The organism is Saccharothrix espanaensis DSM 44229 (genome assembly GCF_000328705.1).
Classification (GTDB): Bacteria; Actinomycetota; Actinomycetes; order Mycobacteriales; family Pseudonocardiaceae; genus Actinosynnema; species Actinosynnema espanaense.
The window spans coordinates 333,348-349,112 of sequence record NC_019673.1 but is presented as its reverse complement, the minus strand read 5'-3'; the positions used below and the strand labels follow the sequence as shown (position 1 = coordinate 349,112).

15 protein-coding genes and 1 tRNA gene are annotated in these 15,765 nt (G+C 72.8%); 5 read left to right on the top strand and 11 right to left on the bottom strand.

From position 1 onward, the window contains the following. Window position 1 precedes the first annotated feature (1 nt). Genes tilS through dacB form a run of 3 tightly spaced genes read right to left on the bottom strand, consistent with a single transcriptional unit; the run spans window position 2 to window position 3,747 of the window. The gene (gene tilS / locus BN6_RS01700; protein ID WP_041311650.1) at window positions 2-940 is read right to left on the bottom strand and encodes a tRNA lysidine(34) synthetase TilS; all 939 of its coding nucleotides are present in this window, start codon (window positions 938-940) and stop codon (window positions 2-4) included. Then, window positions 937-1,959 carry a zinc-dependent metalloprotease gene (locus BN6_RS01695; protein ID WP_015097791.1) on the bottom strand — a complete coding sequence of 341 codons (1,023 nt, stop codon included), beginning with the start codon at window positions 1,957-1,959 and terminating at the stop codon, window positions 937-939. Before BN6_RS01695 ends, tilS begins: the two co-directional genes overlap by 4 nt. Before the next feature lie 60 nt (window positions 1,960-2,019). Beyond that, the gene (dacB, locus tag BN6_RS01690; protein ID WP_148302702.1) at window positions 2,020-3,747 is read right to left on the bottom strand and encodes a D-alanyl-D-alanine carboxypeptidase/D-alanyl-D-alanine endopeptidase; all 1,728 of its coding nucleotides are present in this window, start codon (window positions 3,745-3,747) and stop codon (window positions 2,020-2,022) included. A 458-nt stretch (window positions 3,748-4,205) separates the two neighbouring features. Between dacB and BN6_RS01685 the strand changes: the two genes are divergently transcribed. Continuing rightward, window positions 4,206-4,709, top strand: coding sequence for an inorganic diphosphatase (locus BN6_RS01685; protein WP_015097789.1), 504 nt, complete (start codon window positions 4,206-4,208; stop codon window positions 4,707-4,709). 66 nt (window positions 4,710-4,775) lie between these two features. On the opposite strand, the gene BN6_RS01680 is transcribed toward BN6_RS01685, so the two are convergent. Together BN6_RS01680 and BN6_RS01675 are read right to left on the bottom strand one after the other, a co-directional pair. Then, complete coding sequence (locus BN6_RS01680; protein WP_015097788.1) at window positions 4,776-6,446, bottom strand: MDR family MFS transporter; 1,671 nt, start codon at window positions 6,444-6,446, stop codon at window positions 4,776-4,778. Further along, on the bottom strand, window positions 6,446-6,949 hold the full coding sequence (locus tag BN6_RS01675) for a MarR family winged helix-turn-helix transcriptional regulator (RefSeq protein ID WP_231904945.1): 504 nt from the start codon (window positions 6,947-6,949) through the stop codon (window positions 6,446-6,448). The genes BN6_RS01680 and BN6_RS01675 overlap by 1 nt, the downstream gene beginning before the upstream one ends. Before the next feature lie 140 nt (window positions 6,950-7,089). Between BN6_RS01675 and BN6_RS01670 the strand changes: the two genes are divergently transcribed. Beyond that, window positions 7,090-7,545, top strand: coding sequence for a DUF4442 domain-containing protein (locus BN6_RS01670; RefSeq protein WP_015097786.1), 456 nt, complete (start codon window positions 7,090-7,092; stop codon window positions 7,543-7,545). On the opposite strand, the gene BN6_RS01665 is transcribed toward BN6_RS01670, so the two are convergent. Beyond that, window positions 7,542-7,961 carry an uL11 family ribosomal protein gene (locus tag BN6_RS01665; RefSeq protein WP_015097785.1) on the bottom strand — a complete coding sequence of 140 codons (420 nt, stop codon included), beginning with the start codon at window positions 7,959-7,961 and terminating at the stop codon, window positions 7,542-7,544. The two genes, BN6_RS01670 and BN6_RS01665, sit on opposite strands and share 4 nt — an antisense overlap. 305 nt (window positions 7,962-8,266) lie before the next feature. Between BN6_RS01665 and BN6_RS47585 the strand changes: the two genes are divergently transcribed. Together BN6_RS47585 and BN6_RS01655 are read left to right on the top strand one after the other, a co-directional pair. Next, complete coding sequence (locus BN6_RS47585) at window positions 8,267-8,821, top strand: excalibur calcium-binding domain-containing protein (protein WP_231904943.1); 555 nt, start codon at window positions 8,267-8,269, stop codon at window positions 8,819-8,821. 10 nt (window positions 8,822-8,831) lie between these two features. Continuing rightward, on the top strand, window positions 8,832-9,764 hold the full coding sequence (locus BN6_RS01655) for a TIGR03617 family F420-dependent LLM class oxidoreductase (RefSeq protein ID WP_051075413.1): 933 nt from the start codon (window positions 8,832-8,834) through the stop codon (window positions 9,762-9,764). Here the strand turns inward: BN6_RS01655 and BN6_RS46430 are convergent. After that, window positions 9,751-9,906, bottom strand: a complete 156-nt coding sequence (locus tag BN6_RS46430; RefSeq protein ID WP_158509336.1) for a hypothetical protein — start codon at window positions 9,904-9,906, stop codon at window positions 9,751-9,753. The genes BN6_RS01655 and BN6_RS46430 overlap by 14 nt on opposite strands. Window positions 9,907-10,158: 252 nt before the next feature. Further along, window positions 10,159-10,232 (bottom strand) — tRNA-Thr (locus BN6_RS01645). Between the two features lie 126 nt (window positions 10,233-10,358). Here BN6_RS01645 and BN6_RS01640 point away from each other — a divergent pair. After that, window positions 10,359-11,942 (top strand): HRD1 family E3 ubiquitin-protein ligase, encoded by a 1,584-nt coding sequence (locus BN6_RS01640; protein WP_015097781.1) that lies wholly within the window; start codon window positions 10,359-10,361, stop codon window positions 11,940-11,942. An 11-nt stretch (window positions 11,943-11,953) separates the two neighbouring features. Here BN6_RS01640 and BN6_RS01635 read toward each other — a convergent pair whose 3' ends face one another. From BN6_RS01635 to BN6_RS01625, 3 genes are read right to left on the bottom strand one after another with little or no spacing between them, the layout of a single operon-like run. Then, on the bottom strand, window positions 11,954-13,165 hold the full coding sequence (locus BN6_RS01635) for a DNA polymerase III subunit delta' (protein WP_041311641.1): 1,212 nt from the start codon (window positions 13,163-13,165) through the stop codon (window positions 11,954-11,956). Between the two features lie 13 nt (window positions 13,166-13,178). Continuing rightward, on the bottom strand, window positions 13,179-15,245 hold the full coding sequence (locus BN6_RS01630) for a bifunctional MFS transporter/dTMP kinase (RefSeq protein ID WP_015097779.1): 2,067 nt from the start codon (window positions 15,243-15,245) through the stop codon (window positions 13,179-13,181). A gap of 24 nt (window positions 15,246-15,269) precedes the next feature. Beyond that, entirely contained in the window at window positions 15,270-15,758 is a 489-nt protein-coding gene (locus tag BN6_RS01625; RefSeq protein ID WP_148302700.1) for a hypothetical protein, read from the bottom strand. Between the last annotated feature and the right edge of the window lie 7 nt (window positions 15,759-15,765).

The window sequence follows — 15,765 nt, the reverse complement described above, 5'->3', positions numbered from 1 at the left end:
GTCATGACTGAACTGGTTCAACCGGTGGTTCATCAGGCCGTTCGACAACCAGCCTGCCATGCACGCGGCGTGCCACAAAGCCGCCGGGCAGCCAGACGCCGCCCTGTCCGCGCCACTCGCCCACCAGCGCGTCCACCCGCCGCAGGTGCGAGTCGGACAACTCGGGCACGCCCGCGTCGAGCAGCCACAGGCGCAGCACCCGCCTGCGCAGGGCGGGCGGGTGGTCGTGGAGGTCGTCGGCGGCGCGCGGGTCGCCGGCGAAGCGCCGGGCGATTTCGTCCAATGCGTCACAGTCCTCGCGCAGCTGCGCGGCGGTGCGGGCCAGGGCGTCGGCGACGCCGTGCTGGAGCACGTCTTCGAGCAGCGGCAACACCTCGCGGCGCAGCCTGACGCGGGTGAACGCCGGATCGGAGTTGTGCGGGTCGACCCACGGCGTGAGGCCCAGTTCGGCGCACGCGGCGTTCGTCGTCTCGCGTGCGACGGCCAACAGCGGGCGGCCCCACGGCGGGTCGTAAGGCCGCATCCCGGCGATGCTGCGGGCCCCGGAACCCCGCCCGAGCCCGAGCAGCACGGTCTCCGCCTGGTCGTCCTTGGTGTGGCCGAGCAGCACGACGCCGCTCTCCGGGCGCAGCACGGCGTACCTGGCCCGCCGGGCGGCGGCCTCCGGGCCGCCCGGACCGGACACGAGGACCCTTCGGACCTCCGCTGCCAGCCCGAGCCCTTCACACGTGCCGGCGGCCCGGTCGGCGACCTCGGCGGACCCGTCCTGGAGGCCGTGGTCGACCACGACGGCCCGCGCGCCGGGCGCCAGCCGCGCGGTCACCGCGGCGAGGGCGAGCGAGTCCGCGCCGCCGGACACGGCGACCGTCACCCGGTCGGGGCGGTGCTCGGCGAGGAACCGCTTGACGGCCGTGCGGACCTCGGCCAGCGGCCCGTTCACGGGGAGACGCGGCGCAGCCAGGCAGCCGGGTCGGCGATCTCGGCCCGGGTGGGCAGCGTCTCGGGGCTGGTCCACACCGCGTTGAAGCCGGACATGCCCGCGCGGTCCACCACGTGCCGGGTGAACGCCGCGCCCTCCGCGTACTGGCGGACCTTCGCCTCGACGCCGAGCAGCGTGCGCAGGATCCGGTCCAGCACCCCACCGCCCTTGCGCCGGGCGGTGAACCGCTCGCGGATGACCCCGACGGTCGGCACCACCTCCGGCCCCACCGCGTCCATCACGTGGTCGGCGTGGCCTTCGAGCAGGGTGGACAGGGCGATCAGCCGGTCCAGCGGCTCGCGCTGCGCCGGGCTCTGCAGCAGGTCGACGAACCCGCCCGCCTCGCGCAGCCGGCGGGGCAGGTCGCGCAGCCGGGGCGCGACGCCCTCGTCCATCGAGCCGAGCAGCGCGGCGACCTGGCCCGCGAAGTGCTCGGCCAGCCACGGGACGGCGGTGAACTGGAGCCGGTGCGTGCCCTCGTGCAGGCACACCCACATGCTGAAGTCCGCGCCGGGGACGTCCAGCGCGCGCTGCGCGCCGACGATGTTGGGTGCGACCAGCAGCAGCCGGCCGCCGTCGGAGAACGGGTCGTACTGGCCGAGCACCCGGCCGCTGAGGAACGCGATGACCACGCCCGCCTGCACGCCCGCGGTACCCGAGAGGACCCCGCTGAACGCCCCGGACTGGCGCGGGAGGGCACCGTCGGTCAGCGCGGCCAGGCCCTGCACGGCCGCGCGCACCCAGCCCGGCCGGTCCACGACCTCACCGGCCCTGAGCGGCAGCCCGTGCCCGAGCCCGGTCAGCTCCCGGACGTGCACCTCGGCGTCGATCGCCTGCTCGCGCAGCCGCCCGACGGCGATGTCCGCCTCCGCGCGGGGCACCACAGGTCCGGGCCGGACCAACCGGTCGGCGGTCGCGACGGCCAATTCCCAGTCGACGGGTTCGCTCCCCGCCCGGTGATCCTGCGTAGAGGCGCTCACCCCGCTGACGCTACCTGCGCCGCCGGGGCCGGCGACACTCCGACGTTGCCCGACGCGCCGTCAGGCGCACCCGCAGCCCCGCAGCGCCGAAGCGAGTTCGTCCAGGCCACCGCGCACGGTGTTGGCGTCGGTCGGGCTCAGCGACATGAACGCGAACACCAGCAGCCGCCCGTCCACGTCGACCACGACACCGGCCAGCGAGTTCACCCCGGTCAGCGTGCCGGTCTTGGCCCGCACCCAGCCCTTGCCCGCCGCGCCGGCGGTGTCGTAGCGGCCGGCCAGCGTGCCGCTGCCGCCGGCGACCGGCAGCGCGGTCAGCAGCGGGCGCAGCTTGGCCGTGCGGGCGTCGGCGGCGTCGGGCTTGGCGGCGGCCACCAGCAGGTCGCCGAGCAGCCGGGCGGGCACCTTGTCGGTGGGCGAGAGCCCGGAGGCGTCCACCACCTCGGCGCCGGTCAGGTCGAACCCGTTCTCGGTGAGCACGGCGCGCACGGCCGCCACGGCACCGGCGAAGGTCGGCTCCTGGCCCTTGGCCAGCGCCACTTCCCGGGCCAGCGTCTCGGCCAGCACGTTGTCCGAGATCTGCATCATGTTCTCGACCAGCCGGTCCACCGGCGCGGACTTCACCTCGCCGAGCACCTTGGCGCCGGCGGTCGCGGTGCCCGCCCCGACCGCGGTCACGCCCAGCCGGGCGGCCAGCGCGGACGCCGCCGCGGCACCGGGCGTGGCCGAGCGGGGCGTGTCCGGGAGGGTCGGGTCCTGGCGTCCGCCGTCGGCCATCAGCGGGCCGATCGGGGCCACGTAGCCGTTGGGCACGTCGGTGGGGTCCCAGCCGGGGGCCATGCCCTCGCCCCGGTACCGGCTCACGTCGAACAGGACCTGGGTGACCGGGCCGTTCTTGGTCACCTGGGACGCCAGGTCGTCCAGCGTCGCCGCACCGGGGTAGACGGTGCCGCGGTCGACCGGGAACGTCGACAGCGTCGGGTCGCCGCCGCCGACCAGCACGACCGTGCCGGGCTGGTCGCCCTGGACGACCTTGGTGGACAGCTGCGCGGTGTGGTCGAGGGTGAGCAGCGCGGCCGCCGCGACCAGCACCTTCACCGTCGACGCGGGGGTCAGCGGGGTCGTCTCGCCCTGCTTCCACAGGGTGGTGCCGCTCGCCGGGTCGACCACCGTGCCGGTGAGCGTGCCCAGCGCGCCGTTGTTGGCCGGTCCGCGCAGCGCGGCCCCGACACCGGTCGCGGACGGCGCGGGCGCGGTCGCGCCGATGCCCTTCACGGCGAGCGAGATCGGCGCGGGCGGCTGCGGAGCGGCGGTCGTCGGGGTGGGGGCGGTGTCCAGCCAGCCCTGCTGCCAGCCGACCACCGCACCGCCGGCCAACACCACGACCAGCGCCAACGCGCCGACCAGCAGCCAGGGGCGCTTGCGCGGGGCCTCCTCGACGACGCCGTCGTCGGCGGGCGGCACCCGCTTGGGCTCGCTGCGCGGCTCGGGCTCGACCTTCCGCTCGTCCCGCGCCACACCGGCCGCCGACGCGCCGGCGGCCTCCGCACCGCCCGGCTGGGCACCGAGCGGCACGCCCCTCGCGGGGGTCTGCGGACCGTTCGCCGGCGAGCCGGGCGGCACACCCCGGCCAGGCGTCTGCGGACCGTTCTCCCGCGCACCGAGCGGAACGCCGCGGCCCGGCGTCTGCGGGCCGAGCGGCACACCCCGGCCGGGCGTCTGCGGGCCGAGCGGAACGCCACGAGCGGGCGTCTGGGGGCCGAGCGGGACGCCGCGGCCGGGTGTCACCGGGGTGGTGGTCTGGCCGGGGTTCTCGGGCTGGGCACCACGCGGCGCGGAACCACCCGATCCGGTGGCGGCGGACGTGCCCCGAACGGTGGGGGCGGCGCCCGTTTCGGTGGGCGTCGACGTTCTTTCACGTTCCGTGATCGGTTCAGCGGCCGGCGGCGGGGTCGGTCGACCGGTGGCCGGCGACGGGCCCGAACGGGGCTTCGCGGGCAGCGGGACGGGCAGCCGCATGGTCGGCGGATCGGCCGGTCGCGACCGCCTGACCTGCACGGTCGGCGGTTCACCGGCACGGTCGTCGCCATCGACGGTCGGCCAGGACGGCTCGTCGGCCACGCAGTCCTCCGGGGTTGATTACGGGCAATGTCACACCCGCGACCTGCACGTGGGTGAGGGTTGACGACACCTCGTGGTCCACACTAGTGGCGTAACGAACGTCAAAGACGAGCGAGGACCGCGCAGTGGAGTTCGACGTCACCATCGAGATCCCCAAGGGGGTCCGCAACAAGTACGAGATGGACCACAAGACGGGGCGCATCCGCCTGGACCGCACCCTGTTCACGGCCACTCAGTACCCGGCGGACTACGGCTTCGTCGACAACACACTGGGTGAGGACGGCGACCCGCTCGACGCGCTGGTCCTGGTCCAGGAGCCGACGTTCCCGGGCTGCCTGATCCGCTCGCGCGCCATCGGCATGTTCCGGATGACCGACGAGAAGGGCGGCGACGACAAGCTGCTCTGCGTGCCGGCGGACGACCCCCGCAGCGAGCACCTGCGCGACATCCACCACCTCAACGAGTTCTACCGGCTGGAGATCCAGCACTTCTTCGAGGTCTACAAGGACCTGGAGCCGGGCAAGAGCGTGGAGGGCGCGACCTGGGTCGGCCGGACCGACGCCGAGGCCGAGATCGTGAAGTCCTACCAGCGCCTCAAGGACGCGATCGCCAACGGCGAGGACCACTGACCCGCAGCACGCGCGAAGCGGGCCACCCCCCGACGGGTGGCCCGCTTCGTCGTTCGACGCGGTGGATCAGTGGATGGCGACCGGGGCCTTCGCGGCCTCGTTCTCGTCGTTCACCCGCTCCAGTCCCGACCGGTCGGACAGCGGCACCTCGCGCAGGAACCACACCAGCGCGAAGCCGACCACCGTGACCAGCCCGCCGACCAGGAACACCAGGTCGATCGAGCCGGAGAAGCCGTCCAGGAACGGACGGGCCAGCACCGGGTCCAGCGTGGCGAGGAACTCGGTGTTGTCCAGGCTCAGCCCGGTCCCGCCGTCCTTCAGCGACGCCGCGAACTGCTGGTTCTCCGGGCGTGCCAGGGCGGCCATGAACTCCGGGTTGCCGAACGCCGTGTTCAGCGCGTTGCCGATCTTGTCGCCGACCGTGCTGAACAGGATGGACAGGAACACCGCGGTGCCGACCGTGCCGCCGATCTGCCGGAAGAACGTGGCCGAGGCGGTGGCGACGCCCATGTCGCGGGGCTCGGAGTCGTTCTGGATGGCCACCAGCAGGGTCTGCATGCACAGGCCCAGGCCGGCGCCCATGAAGAACATCAGCACCAGCGGCTGCCAGATCGCGGTGTCCGTGCCGACCGTGCTGAACGCGAACAGCACCACCGACATCAGGCCCAGGCCGACGATCGGGAACACCCGGTACCGGCCGGTCTTGGCGGTGTACTGGCCGCTGGTGCCGGCCGCGGTCATGATGCCGAGCGTGAGCGGCAGCATCATCAGGCCGGCTTCGGTGGCGCTGAAGCCCTTCACGATCTGCAGGTAGAGCGGCAGCGAGACCATGCCGCCGAACATCCCGATGCCCATCAGGAAGTTCAGCGCGTTGCCCAGCGAGAACGTCTGCCGGCGGAACAGCCGCAGCGGCAGCAGCGCCTCGTCGCCCATCCGCTTCTGCACGAACACGAACGCGATCAGGCCGAGCACGCCGACCACGTACATGGTGATCGAGGTGGCCGACGCCCAGCCCCACTCGCGGCCCTGCTCGGCCACGATCAGCAGCGGCACCAGGCCGATGGTGATGGTCGCCGCGCCCATGAAGTCGATCCGGTGGTTCACCCGCTTGTGCGGGATGTTGAGCACCTTGGCGACCACGACCAGCGCGACCAGCGCGATCGGCACGTTGATCAGGAAGACCCAGCGCCAGCCGGCGGTGCCCAGGAAGGTCTCCAGGCCCGCGAACAGGCCGCCGACCACCGGGCCTGCGACGCTGGCGATGCCGAACACGGCCATGAAGTAGCCGGTGTACTTGCTGCGCTCACGCGGCGAGGTGATGTCCGCGAGGATCGCCATGGCCAGCGACATCAGACCACCCGCGCCGAGGCCCTGCACCGCGCGGAACGCGGCGAGCTCGTACATCGAGTTCGCGATGCCGGACAGCAGCGAGCCCGCGAGGAACAGCGAGATCGCGGTGAGGTACATCGGCTTGCGGCCGTAGATGTCCGACAGCTTGCCGTACAGCGGTGTCGAGATGGTGGCCGTGATCAGGTACGCCGTGGTCGCCCACGCCTGAAGCGTCTGGCCGTTGAGCTCGTCCGCGATGGTCTTCATGGCCGTGGCCACGATCATCTGGTCCAGCGCGGCGAGGAACAGCCCCAGCAGCAGCCCCGACAGGATCGTCAGGATCTGCCGGTGGGTGAGCAGCGCGGCACCCGGTGGTGTCGCCTCCGCTCGGGTTGTCGTCTCCGACATCACTTCTCCCCTTCTGAGCGCGGCCCCAGTCCGCTCTCAGCGATGAATTTCGGCAGCGCCCGTTCGTAGTCACCGACGAAGCGCTCGAAGTAGTCGATGAACGCCCCCAGGTCCTCCTCGGGCCAGTCGGCGAGCATCCGGGCGATGGACTGGTTGCGCATCAACCGGCGCTCTTCCAGCAGGCGTCTCCCCGCGTCCGTCACGGCCAGCACGCTGGCCCGGCCGTCGTCGGGATCCGCCCGGCGTTCGACCCACCCCTCCTTGACGAGCGTCGCGACCTGACGGCTGACCGTCGAGGGGTCCGAGAAGACCGCCTCGGCCAGGGCGCTCGACCGTGCGGGTCCCAGGTGCATCAGGTTCGCGAGCAGCACGAACGAGGCCTTGTCCATCCCGGCCTTGCTCATCTGCGCGGCGACGCAGGCGTGCATCTTGTTGAGGCGTACCAGCGCCATGCCGATGCGCTCGGCCTGGGCGAGCTGCGCTTCCCGCACGTCGTCACTCACCGGGGTCACCATGGGACACTCCGTTTGCTTGCATCATCCAACTAGTTGCTGGGTACAAGCATGAACCCGGCGGAGAGTCTTGGCAAACGAAATAACCGGTGACTCGCGTCTCATGACTACCGGTCGGTAACATCTGCGGCATGAGCGCTGACTACTCGTTCGTCGCCGACGCGATGAAGCAGGCCGTGCCGTGGGTCAGGACCAGCCGGGTGGAGTTCCCCGAGGTCACCGGCGACCGGGTGGTGGCCGAGCTGCCCGACGACCCGGCCACCCACAACCACGTCGCGGGCCCCCACGCGGCGATGATCTTCGGCCTGGGCGAGACCGCGTCGGGCGCGGTGGCGATGGCCGCGTTCGCCCCGCACCTGGCCAAGGCCACCCCGCTCGTGGCGCGGTCGGAGATCTCGTACAAGAAGCTGGCGCTCGGCGCGCTGCGCGCGGAGGCCGTGCTGGGCCGCCCGGTCGACGAGGTGGTGGCGGAACTCGACGCGGGCACCCGCCCCGAGTTCCCGGTCACCGTCACCGTCACCAACGCGGACGGCGTGACCACCGCCGAGATGGTCGTCGTCTGGACCCTGCGCCCGAACCGGACCTAGTCCTCGACCTCCACGCCCATCGAACGCGCGGTGCCCGCCACGATCCGCTCCGCCGCGTCCAGGCTCGTCGTGTTCAGGTCGGGCAGCTTCCGCTCGGCGACGGCGCGCAGCCGGGCGCGGCTCAGCGTCCCGGCGGTCCGGTGACCGGGCTGCCCGGAGCCCTTGCCGCCTAACGCCTTGCGGATCAGGAACGCGGTCGGCGGCGTCTTCAGGCGCAGGTCGAACGACTTGTCCTCGCGCACGGTGACGACCACCGGGACGACGTCGCCGCGCTGCCCGGCCGTGCCCTCGTCGTACGCGCGCTTGACCGCGACCAGGTTCACGCCGGTCTGCCCCAGCATCTTGCCGAGGTCCATCATCGAGGCGTTGCCGGCCTCCAGGTTCAAGGTGATCTCGTGGGTCTTCTTCGCTGCCATGGCGGGGACGCTAGAAATTGACGCAACGGCAGACTCAACCCGTTTTCGCGAACCCGACCCGATTTTTCGGGCCGGACCCGATTTTTCGGGAACGCGTAACGAGTGCCCCGGCACCCGTCGATGAGGTCGGCATGACCGCCGACTCAGTCCGAAGATCGTCGCCGCTGCTGCTTTTGGCCGTTCTCGCGGTGAGCGCGTGCGGCACCTCGCCGTCTGCGACGGGCTCCGCTCAGAACTCCTCCGCGACAACAACTTCCACGACCTCCACGACTCCCCCGACGACCACGACCACCGCGCCGCCACCGGTGGACGTCACCGGAATCGTCGACGGCCGCACGATCACCGTGACCGACGGACGTCGAGTGGTGTTGGACGCCATCGCCCAGCCGGGAGCGTGCTGGTCCCAGTCCGCCGTCGACTTCCTGACCGCCACGGTGAGCGGCAAGCAGGTCCGACTGGTCGGCGAAGCCGTCCTGCTGCCCGACGGCACCGACGCTGTCGTGCTCGCGGTCGAACAGGGCGTGGCACGGGCCCTGCAACCGATGTCCGCCGCGCTCAGCGCCGCCCAGACCGCCGCGAAAACCGCCGGTAAGGGCCTGTGGGGCGCGCCCTGCTCGGGCTCGGACACCATCGCGCCGCCTCCCCCGCCCACTCAGCAGCAGACCGTGGCACCTCCGCCGCGCCAGACCGTGGAACCGCAACCCGCGCCGCAGCCCGTCGCACCCCCACCGCCGCCGAGCGCGTACTACGCGAACTGCGCCGCCGCGAGGGCCGCCGGAGCCGCGCCGCTGTACCGGGGCCAGCCCGGTTACCGCGCCGCACTGGACCGCGACAACGACGGTGTGGCCTGCGAGACGTAAGTTCACCGGCGTGAAGGTGGAACGCTTGGAGATCGAGTACGACCCGCGCACCGTCGTGGACGCCGCCCGACGCGCGGAAGCCACCGGTCACACGGGTTTCTGGCTCGCCGAGACCAAGCACGACCCGTTCCTGGGCCTGTCCCGGGTGGTCGGCGGTGACCTCGACCTGGGCACCGCCATCGCCGTCGCGTTCGCCCGCAACCCGATGAGCACCGCCGTGCAGGCCAACGACCTGCACCTGGCCACCGGCGGCCGGTTCCACCTGGGGCTGGGCTCGCAGGTGGAACCGCACATCACCAAGCGGTTCGGGATGCCGTGGTCCAAGCCCGCGGCGCGGATGCGCGAGTTCGTCCAAGCCCTGCACGCGATCTGGGACGCGTGGGCCACCGGCGAGCGGCTGCGCTTTCGCGGCGAGTTCTACACCCACACCCTGATGACCCCGTTCTTCGACCCGGGCCCGAACCCGCACGGCCGGCCGAAGGTGTGGCTCGCGGGCGTCGGCGGGCTGATGACCGAGGTCGCGGGCGAGGTGGCGGACGGGTTCCTGTGCCACACCTTCACCACCGAGCGGTACCTGCGGGAGGTGACGCTGCCCGCGCTGGCGAAGGGCCGCGAGACGGCCGGGAAGACGTTGGCGGGCTTGGAGGTCAGCGCCCCGTCGCTGGTCGCCACCGACGACCGGGAGGTGGCGGGGGCGCGCCGGCAGATCGCGTTCTACGGCTCCACCCCGGCGTACCGGAAGGTGCTGGACCTGCACGGCTGGGGCGCGCTGCACGACGAACTGCACCGGATGTCGCGACGGCGGCTGTGGGACGACATGTCCGCCGCGGTGGACGACGAGGTGCTGCACGCGTTCGCGGTGGTGGGGACCCCGTCGGAGGTGACGGCGGAACTGGACCGCCGCTACGGCGACATCGCCACCAGGGTCTTCAAGACCGGGTGAGCCGGTGGTGGAACACCGCCAACTCCGCCCGAACCCGAGCCACCCCCCGCCGCCGAACCCACCGCCGCCGCCCGACCCGCGCGGCCACCAGGACCAACGGCAACGCCAGGACCGTGAGCACGACCATCGCAACCATCGCCATCACCTCCAGGGTGGCAACGCCAGGGTGAACGAAGCCTGACGCGAACGGGCGAAAGGCCACCCTGATGGAGCAGCCGCCCGTCCACGGCCCGCTCCGCCGCACATCACGATCGATCGACCGGACGCCGGCCAGCGCACCTGGGACACCGAAGCCACACCGGTCAACGACAAACGGCGCGGCACTACGATTCGTCACCACTCCGGAAAATGAAGAAGACCAGGTCAGACACGCTGACCTGGCCTCTATCCCGCGAGCCGCCTATCGGAATCGAACCGATGACCTGCTCATTACGAGTGAGCTGCTCTGGCCGACTGAGCTAAGGCGGCGAGACGCGACAACTATAGCCCAAGCGTCCGGCGTCACCCAGCAGGGGGTGGCGTCGTTAGGTTGTTCGTGACGCCGCTCACGTGGGCGCCGCACCGCACGCCGCCGTTCGTGGGAGGTACCACCACATGCGCCTGATGGCCCTGCCCGCTGCCGCTGTGCTGGTCGCGTTGTGCGCCGCCCCCGCGTCCGCCCAGCCCACGACGACGCCCGTGCCCGGTCCCCGGGACCCGAACCAGCCGCCGGTGTCGGCCGGGCCCGCGCCGAACACGCACGTGATCGGGGACGCCGGGACCGGGCTCGCGGTGGTGCGGCTCGCGCCGGACTCGACGCCGACGAGCACGATCCTGCCCGGGTTCGGCGAGGTGCTGCCCAAGCAGTCGGCGGCCGAGATCGGGGTGGGGCTGGCCAGCGCGCAGGCGAACACCGAGGCGTTCCTGGCCTACGAGCGGGCGGTCGCGCAGGCGTCGCCGCTGGGGTTCGCGGTCCAGGGCCGCGCGCCCCAGACGCCCGGCACGATCGTGCAGACCGCGTCGCCGGACAACGCCGACCCGATCACCGGTGGGCTCACCCCGCCGCAGACGCCGCTGGACTCGCTGCTCAAGGTCGGCCTGCTCAACGGCAGCGTGCACGCCCGCTGGAACGACGAGCTCGGCCCGTGCGTGCAGCCCATCGCCGACGCCAAGACCTCCGTGGCGAGCCTGTCCGTGCTCAACGCCATCCCGACGCTGCCCAGCTCCCCCGACCTCACCGGGATGCTCACCCAGGACACGCCGAAGCTCGACGCGGCCGCCAAGCAGTCGCTGATCGACGGGCTCAAGGGCCTGGCCGGGCCGCTGAGCCGGCTCGGCGGCCTGCTCTCCGGCACGCCCGAGACCGGCGCGCAGGGCTCGCTGCTCAGCCTCCCGGACACGCTCAGCGCCCACTCGACCGTCGAACTGGTCGACCTGCCGGGCAGCGCGAACAAGGCCGTGAAGTCGACTTCGACGCTCCAGGCGGCGAGCGTGCGGCTGCTCGCGGGCACGCCGATGGAGGTCCGCATCGACGTGGTCGGCCAGCCGACGCTGACCGCGCTGTCCACCGGCGACGCCGGCACGTCGAAGATCACCTACACCGCGCCGGTCCTGAGGGTCTCGCAGGGCGGCAAGGAACTCGGCGTGCTCGACGCCGCCAACCCCAAGCTCGACGTGCCGATCGGCATCCCGGTCCTCGGCGACCTCACCCTCCCCGTGGTGGGTGCGCTCGGCGAGCGCAAGCTGGACATCGGCGTGCTGCGCCTCCAGGTCGCGCAGCTCACCGAGAAGTCCACGGCCCTCGACGGCCCGCTCCAGCAGGGCGGCCCCACCATCAAGGGGTTCATGCTCGGGGCAACCGCGCGGCTGCTCGACCTCCAGCTGTTGCCGACCGATGCCCTCGGTCTGCCGAACCTGCCTTCGGCGCTGGCACAGGTGTCCCTGGGTGAGCAGGTCGTCCGCGCGGCTGCCCCGAACGGCGGGGTGGTGTGCGCACCGACACCGACGCCTCCCGGTGGCGGTGGGCAAGCCGCCCCGCCCAAGAACGTCCCGCAACTGGCGTACACCAACGCCGCCTACCAGACCGTCCCGATCTTCTGGACGGGCACCGCGCTGCTGCTGGTCGGGGTGGTCGTGGTGGCCGCGATGCCGATCCGCCGACGGGTCGAGGACGAGTCGCCGGAGCCCGCCGAGCAGTGACGTGCCGGGGGTCAGCCCCGGTGCAGGGTGAACAGCATCGCCTCGACGGCGATCCGCGGCTTCACGTTGAGTTCCAACGCGTCCCGGCAGGCCAGCACGGCCTCCAGCCGGCGCAGCGTCGACTCCTGGGTCCACTCCCGGGCCGCCGTCCGCGCGTCGGCCGCCCGGTCCGGGTGGTTGAGCACGGCGGTCGCGCCCGACGACGTGACCAGCACGTCCCGGTAGAACGCGGCGAGGTCCACCAGCGCCTGGTCCAGCGAGTCCCGCTGGGTCCGGGTGGCCCGGGACTTCTGCCGCTTCTCCAGGTCCTTCAACGCGCCCTTGGCACCTCGGGTCGCCGCCGCCGTGCCCTTGCCGGTGCCGCCCGCGCCCATCGCGGTCTCCAGCGCGTGCCGCTCGGACTCGTCGCGCGACTCGTTCGCGGTCAGCGCGTCCGCCTCGGCGGCCTGCACCAGGTTGTCCGCGCAGGTGAAGATGTCCGCGGGCCGGCGCAGCGCCAGCGGGATCCGCAGCACCGACTCGCGCCGCGCCCGCACCGACTCCTCGGTCGCCAGCCGCCGCGCGCGCGACACGTTCCCGCCGCACACCGACGCCGCCCAGTTCGCCTCGTCCGCCGGGACGCCGTCCTCGACCAGCGCCGCCGCGATCGCGTCGAGCCGGGGCGTGCCCAGCGACACGATCCGGCACCGCGAGCGGATCGTCACCGACACGTCGTCGGGGTGGTCCGAGGGCGCGCACAGCAGGAACACGGTCCGGTCCGGCGGTTCCTCCACGGCCTTGAGCAGCGCGTTCGACGCGCCTTCGGTCAGCCGGTCGGCGTCGGCGATGATCACCACCTGCCACCTGCCCGACGTCGGCCGGCGTGCCGAGACCTGCACCAGCGCCCTCATCTCGGCCACCGCGATCGACAGCCCCTCGGGCGCGACCACCCGCACGTCGGCGTGCGTGCCGGCCAGGGTCGTGTGGCACCCGGCGCACGCGCCGCAGCCCGGCCGGTCGTCCGCGGCCTGGCACTGCAACGCCGCCGCGAACGCCCGCGCGGTGCTGGACCGGCCCGAGCCGGGCGGCCCGGTGAACAGCCACGCGTGCGTCATGGCACCGGGGGGAGGTGACCCGCCGGCCACGATCGACGCCGCCGCCTCGGCCGCCGCGCCCAGCACGGCGACCGCCTCGGGCTGCCCGACGACCTCGCTCCACACCCCTTTGCCGGCCACGGTCGCCAAACCTACCGAGCTTTCAGGAGTTGTCCGCCACCGGCTGCGCCGAAGCCCCGGCCAGCAGCGGCAGCACGGCGGCGCGCACCCGCCCGGCCACCTCGTCCACCGTCCCCTCACCGTCCACGACCAGGTAGCGGCTCGGGTCGGCGGCGGCCATCTCGGTCAGCAGCCGCTGCACCCGCCAGTGGTGCTCCACGGCGTCCACCGACGCGCTGCCCTCGACCGGCGTCCGGTCCAGCAGCACGGTCACGTCCGGCCGCAGCCGCCCGGTGGCCCAGTCCACCAGGCCCTCCATCTCCCGGGGCGGGACGCTGCCGGCCGCGCTGAAGTGCGCCAGCGGGCTGTCCACGTACCGCTCCATCACCACCAGCGAGCCGCTGTCCAGCGCGGGCCGCACCTCGCGCTCCACCACGTCGGCCCGCACCGCCGCGGCGACCAGGGCGTGCGCCCGCACCCCGGCCAGGTCGGCGGTGGACAGCAGGTTGCGCAGCCGCTGCTCGTCGAGGTCCGGGTCGGCGGCGAGCAGCACCCGGTGCCCGGCGGCGCGCAGCGCGTCGGCCAGCCGGCGGGCCTGCGCGGAGGTGTCGGCGCGGCTCTCGCCCTCGACCGCGATCAGCACGCCCGCGCCCTGCCGGGACCGCCCGCGCAGCGCGGCCAGCAGGTCGGACAGGATCGGCTCGGTGCGCCGGTCGTCCATCTGCCGGTAGGCGATCAGGCCGAGCACCACCGCGATCACCGCCGCGCCGAACAGCACCGGGCGGGTGCCGTCGACCTGCATCTCGTGCCCGAAGAGCGTGATGTCCGGTTGCTGGACCACGCTGACCAGCAGCGGGGCCGTCGCGGAGGCGGCGAACAGCACCACCTTGAGCAACGACTGGAGCAGCGCGACCGTCCGGCCGCGCATGGCGTCCTCGACCTTGGACCCGACGATGGTCAGGCCGGTCAGGAACGCCATCCCGGCGCAGCCGCCGACCAGCGCGACCGCGATCAGCGCGATCCACAGGTGCGGCGCGAGCGCGACCAGCACCAGGCTGGTGCCGGCGAGCACGATCGTCACGCCGAAGAGCCGGTCGTAGGACAGCCGGCGGGCCATCCGGGGCGCGATCGCCATGCCGACCGCGAGACCGGCGAACACCGCCACGAACAGCAGGCCGAAGGTCGAGTCGCCGCCGAGCAGGGACAGCGCGTACAGCTTGGCCGTGCCGATCACCGCGCCGGCCGCCGCGAACGCGCCGATCATGCCGATCACCAGGCCGCGCACCAGCGGGGTGCGGCCGGCGAACCGCAGGCCGTCGCGGAGCATCGCGAAGAAGCCCTCGCGCTCGCCCTCGGCCGCGCGGACCGCGTTGACCCGGCCGGACAGCTCCGGGATGCGCACCGCGACCAGGACCGCCGAGGTCACGTACAGCGCGCCGTTGACCATCACGGCGATGGTGGCGATCCGGAACTCGATGTCGGTGCTCTGCAGGTGCAGGTAGCCGGGGATGCCGGAGATCAGCGAGTACAGGCCCGCGCCGCTGATCACCGCGATGCCGTAGGTCATCACCAGGCCGAGCTGGTTGGCCGTCTCCACCTGGTCCGGGCGGCGCAGCAGGTTCGGCACCGCCGAGTCCTTGGCCGGGATCCACAGCATCGCGCAGCAGCCGACCAGGAAGTTCGCGATGAACAGCCACCAGGCCGTGCCGACCAGGGCGATCGAGATGAACAGGCCGCCGCGCAGCAGGTCGCAGACGACCATGATCTTGCGCCGGTCGAACCGGTCCGCGAGCACGCCGCCCAGCGGGGCGAACAGGATGCCCGGCAGGAGCTGGGTGAGCACGACGAGGCTCAGCGCGAAGCTCTCCCACTGGTAGCTCTGGGTGAGCTTGGAGACCAGGCCGGTCAGCGCGAGCAGTGACAGCCAGTCGCCGACGCTGCACAGGTAGGTGACGCCCCAGAGCCTGCGGAACGGCCGGATCGCCAACACGCTGCGAATCCGGTGGCCGGTCGAGGCCGCCGTGCCGCCGCCGTCCTGGATGGTGCTCACCCCCGCCGTCCGTGCCGGGGGACCAGGGTAACCGGGAGTGCCGCGCCGCCCCGATCGCATCCGCCGTTCGGGTGGTCCGCGGCGTCAGGTGAACAGCTTGGCGACCGCTTCGACGATCTCGCGCAGCACGTTGAACAGCAGGCCGCTCAGCGTGGCGAGCACCACCAGGCAGCCGATCAGGTTGCCCTTGCCGGACTTCTTCGCCGGCAGCTGCTGCTGGTGCTGGACCTGGTTCATCGCGGGCCGCTGCGCGTACGGCACCGACCGCTGCTGGTAGGCCTGCGGCGGCGAGTACGACCGCGGGGCGTTCGACCACGCGGGCGCGAGGTCCGGGGTCGGGCCGGGCGCGCGGCGGGTCTGCTTGTGGTGCGCCGGTCTGCGCGGCGGCTCCGCGTAGACCGGCTGCGCCACGACCTGCGGGATGACCGGCGGGCCCGGTGCCGCCGATCCGCTCAGCGCGTCCGGGAACGGCCGGGGCGGGTCGGCGTCACCGGTCACCAGGCCCGAGAGCGAGTCCGGGAACAGGTGGGGTGGCGGTGGTGCCTGCGTGCCGTCCGGGCCGAAGTCGTCCACCGCCACA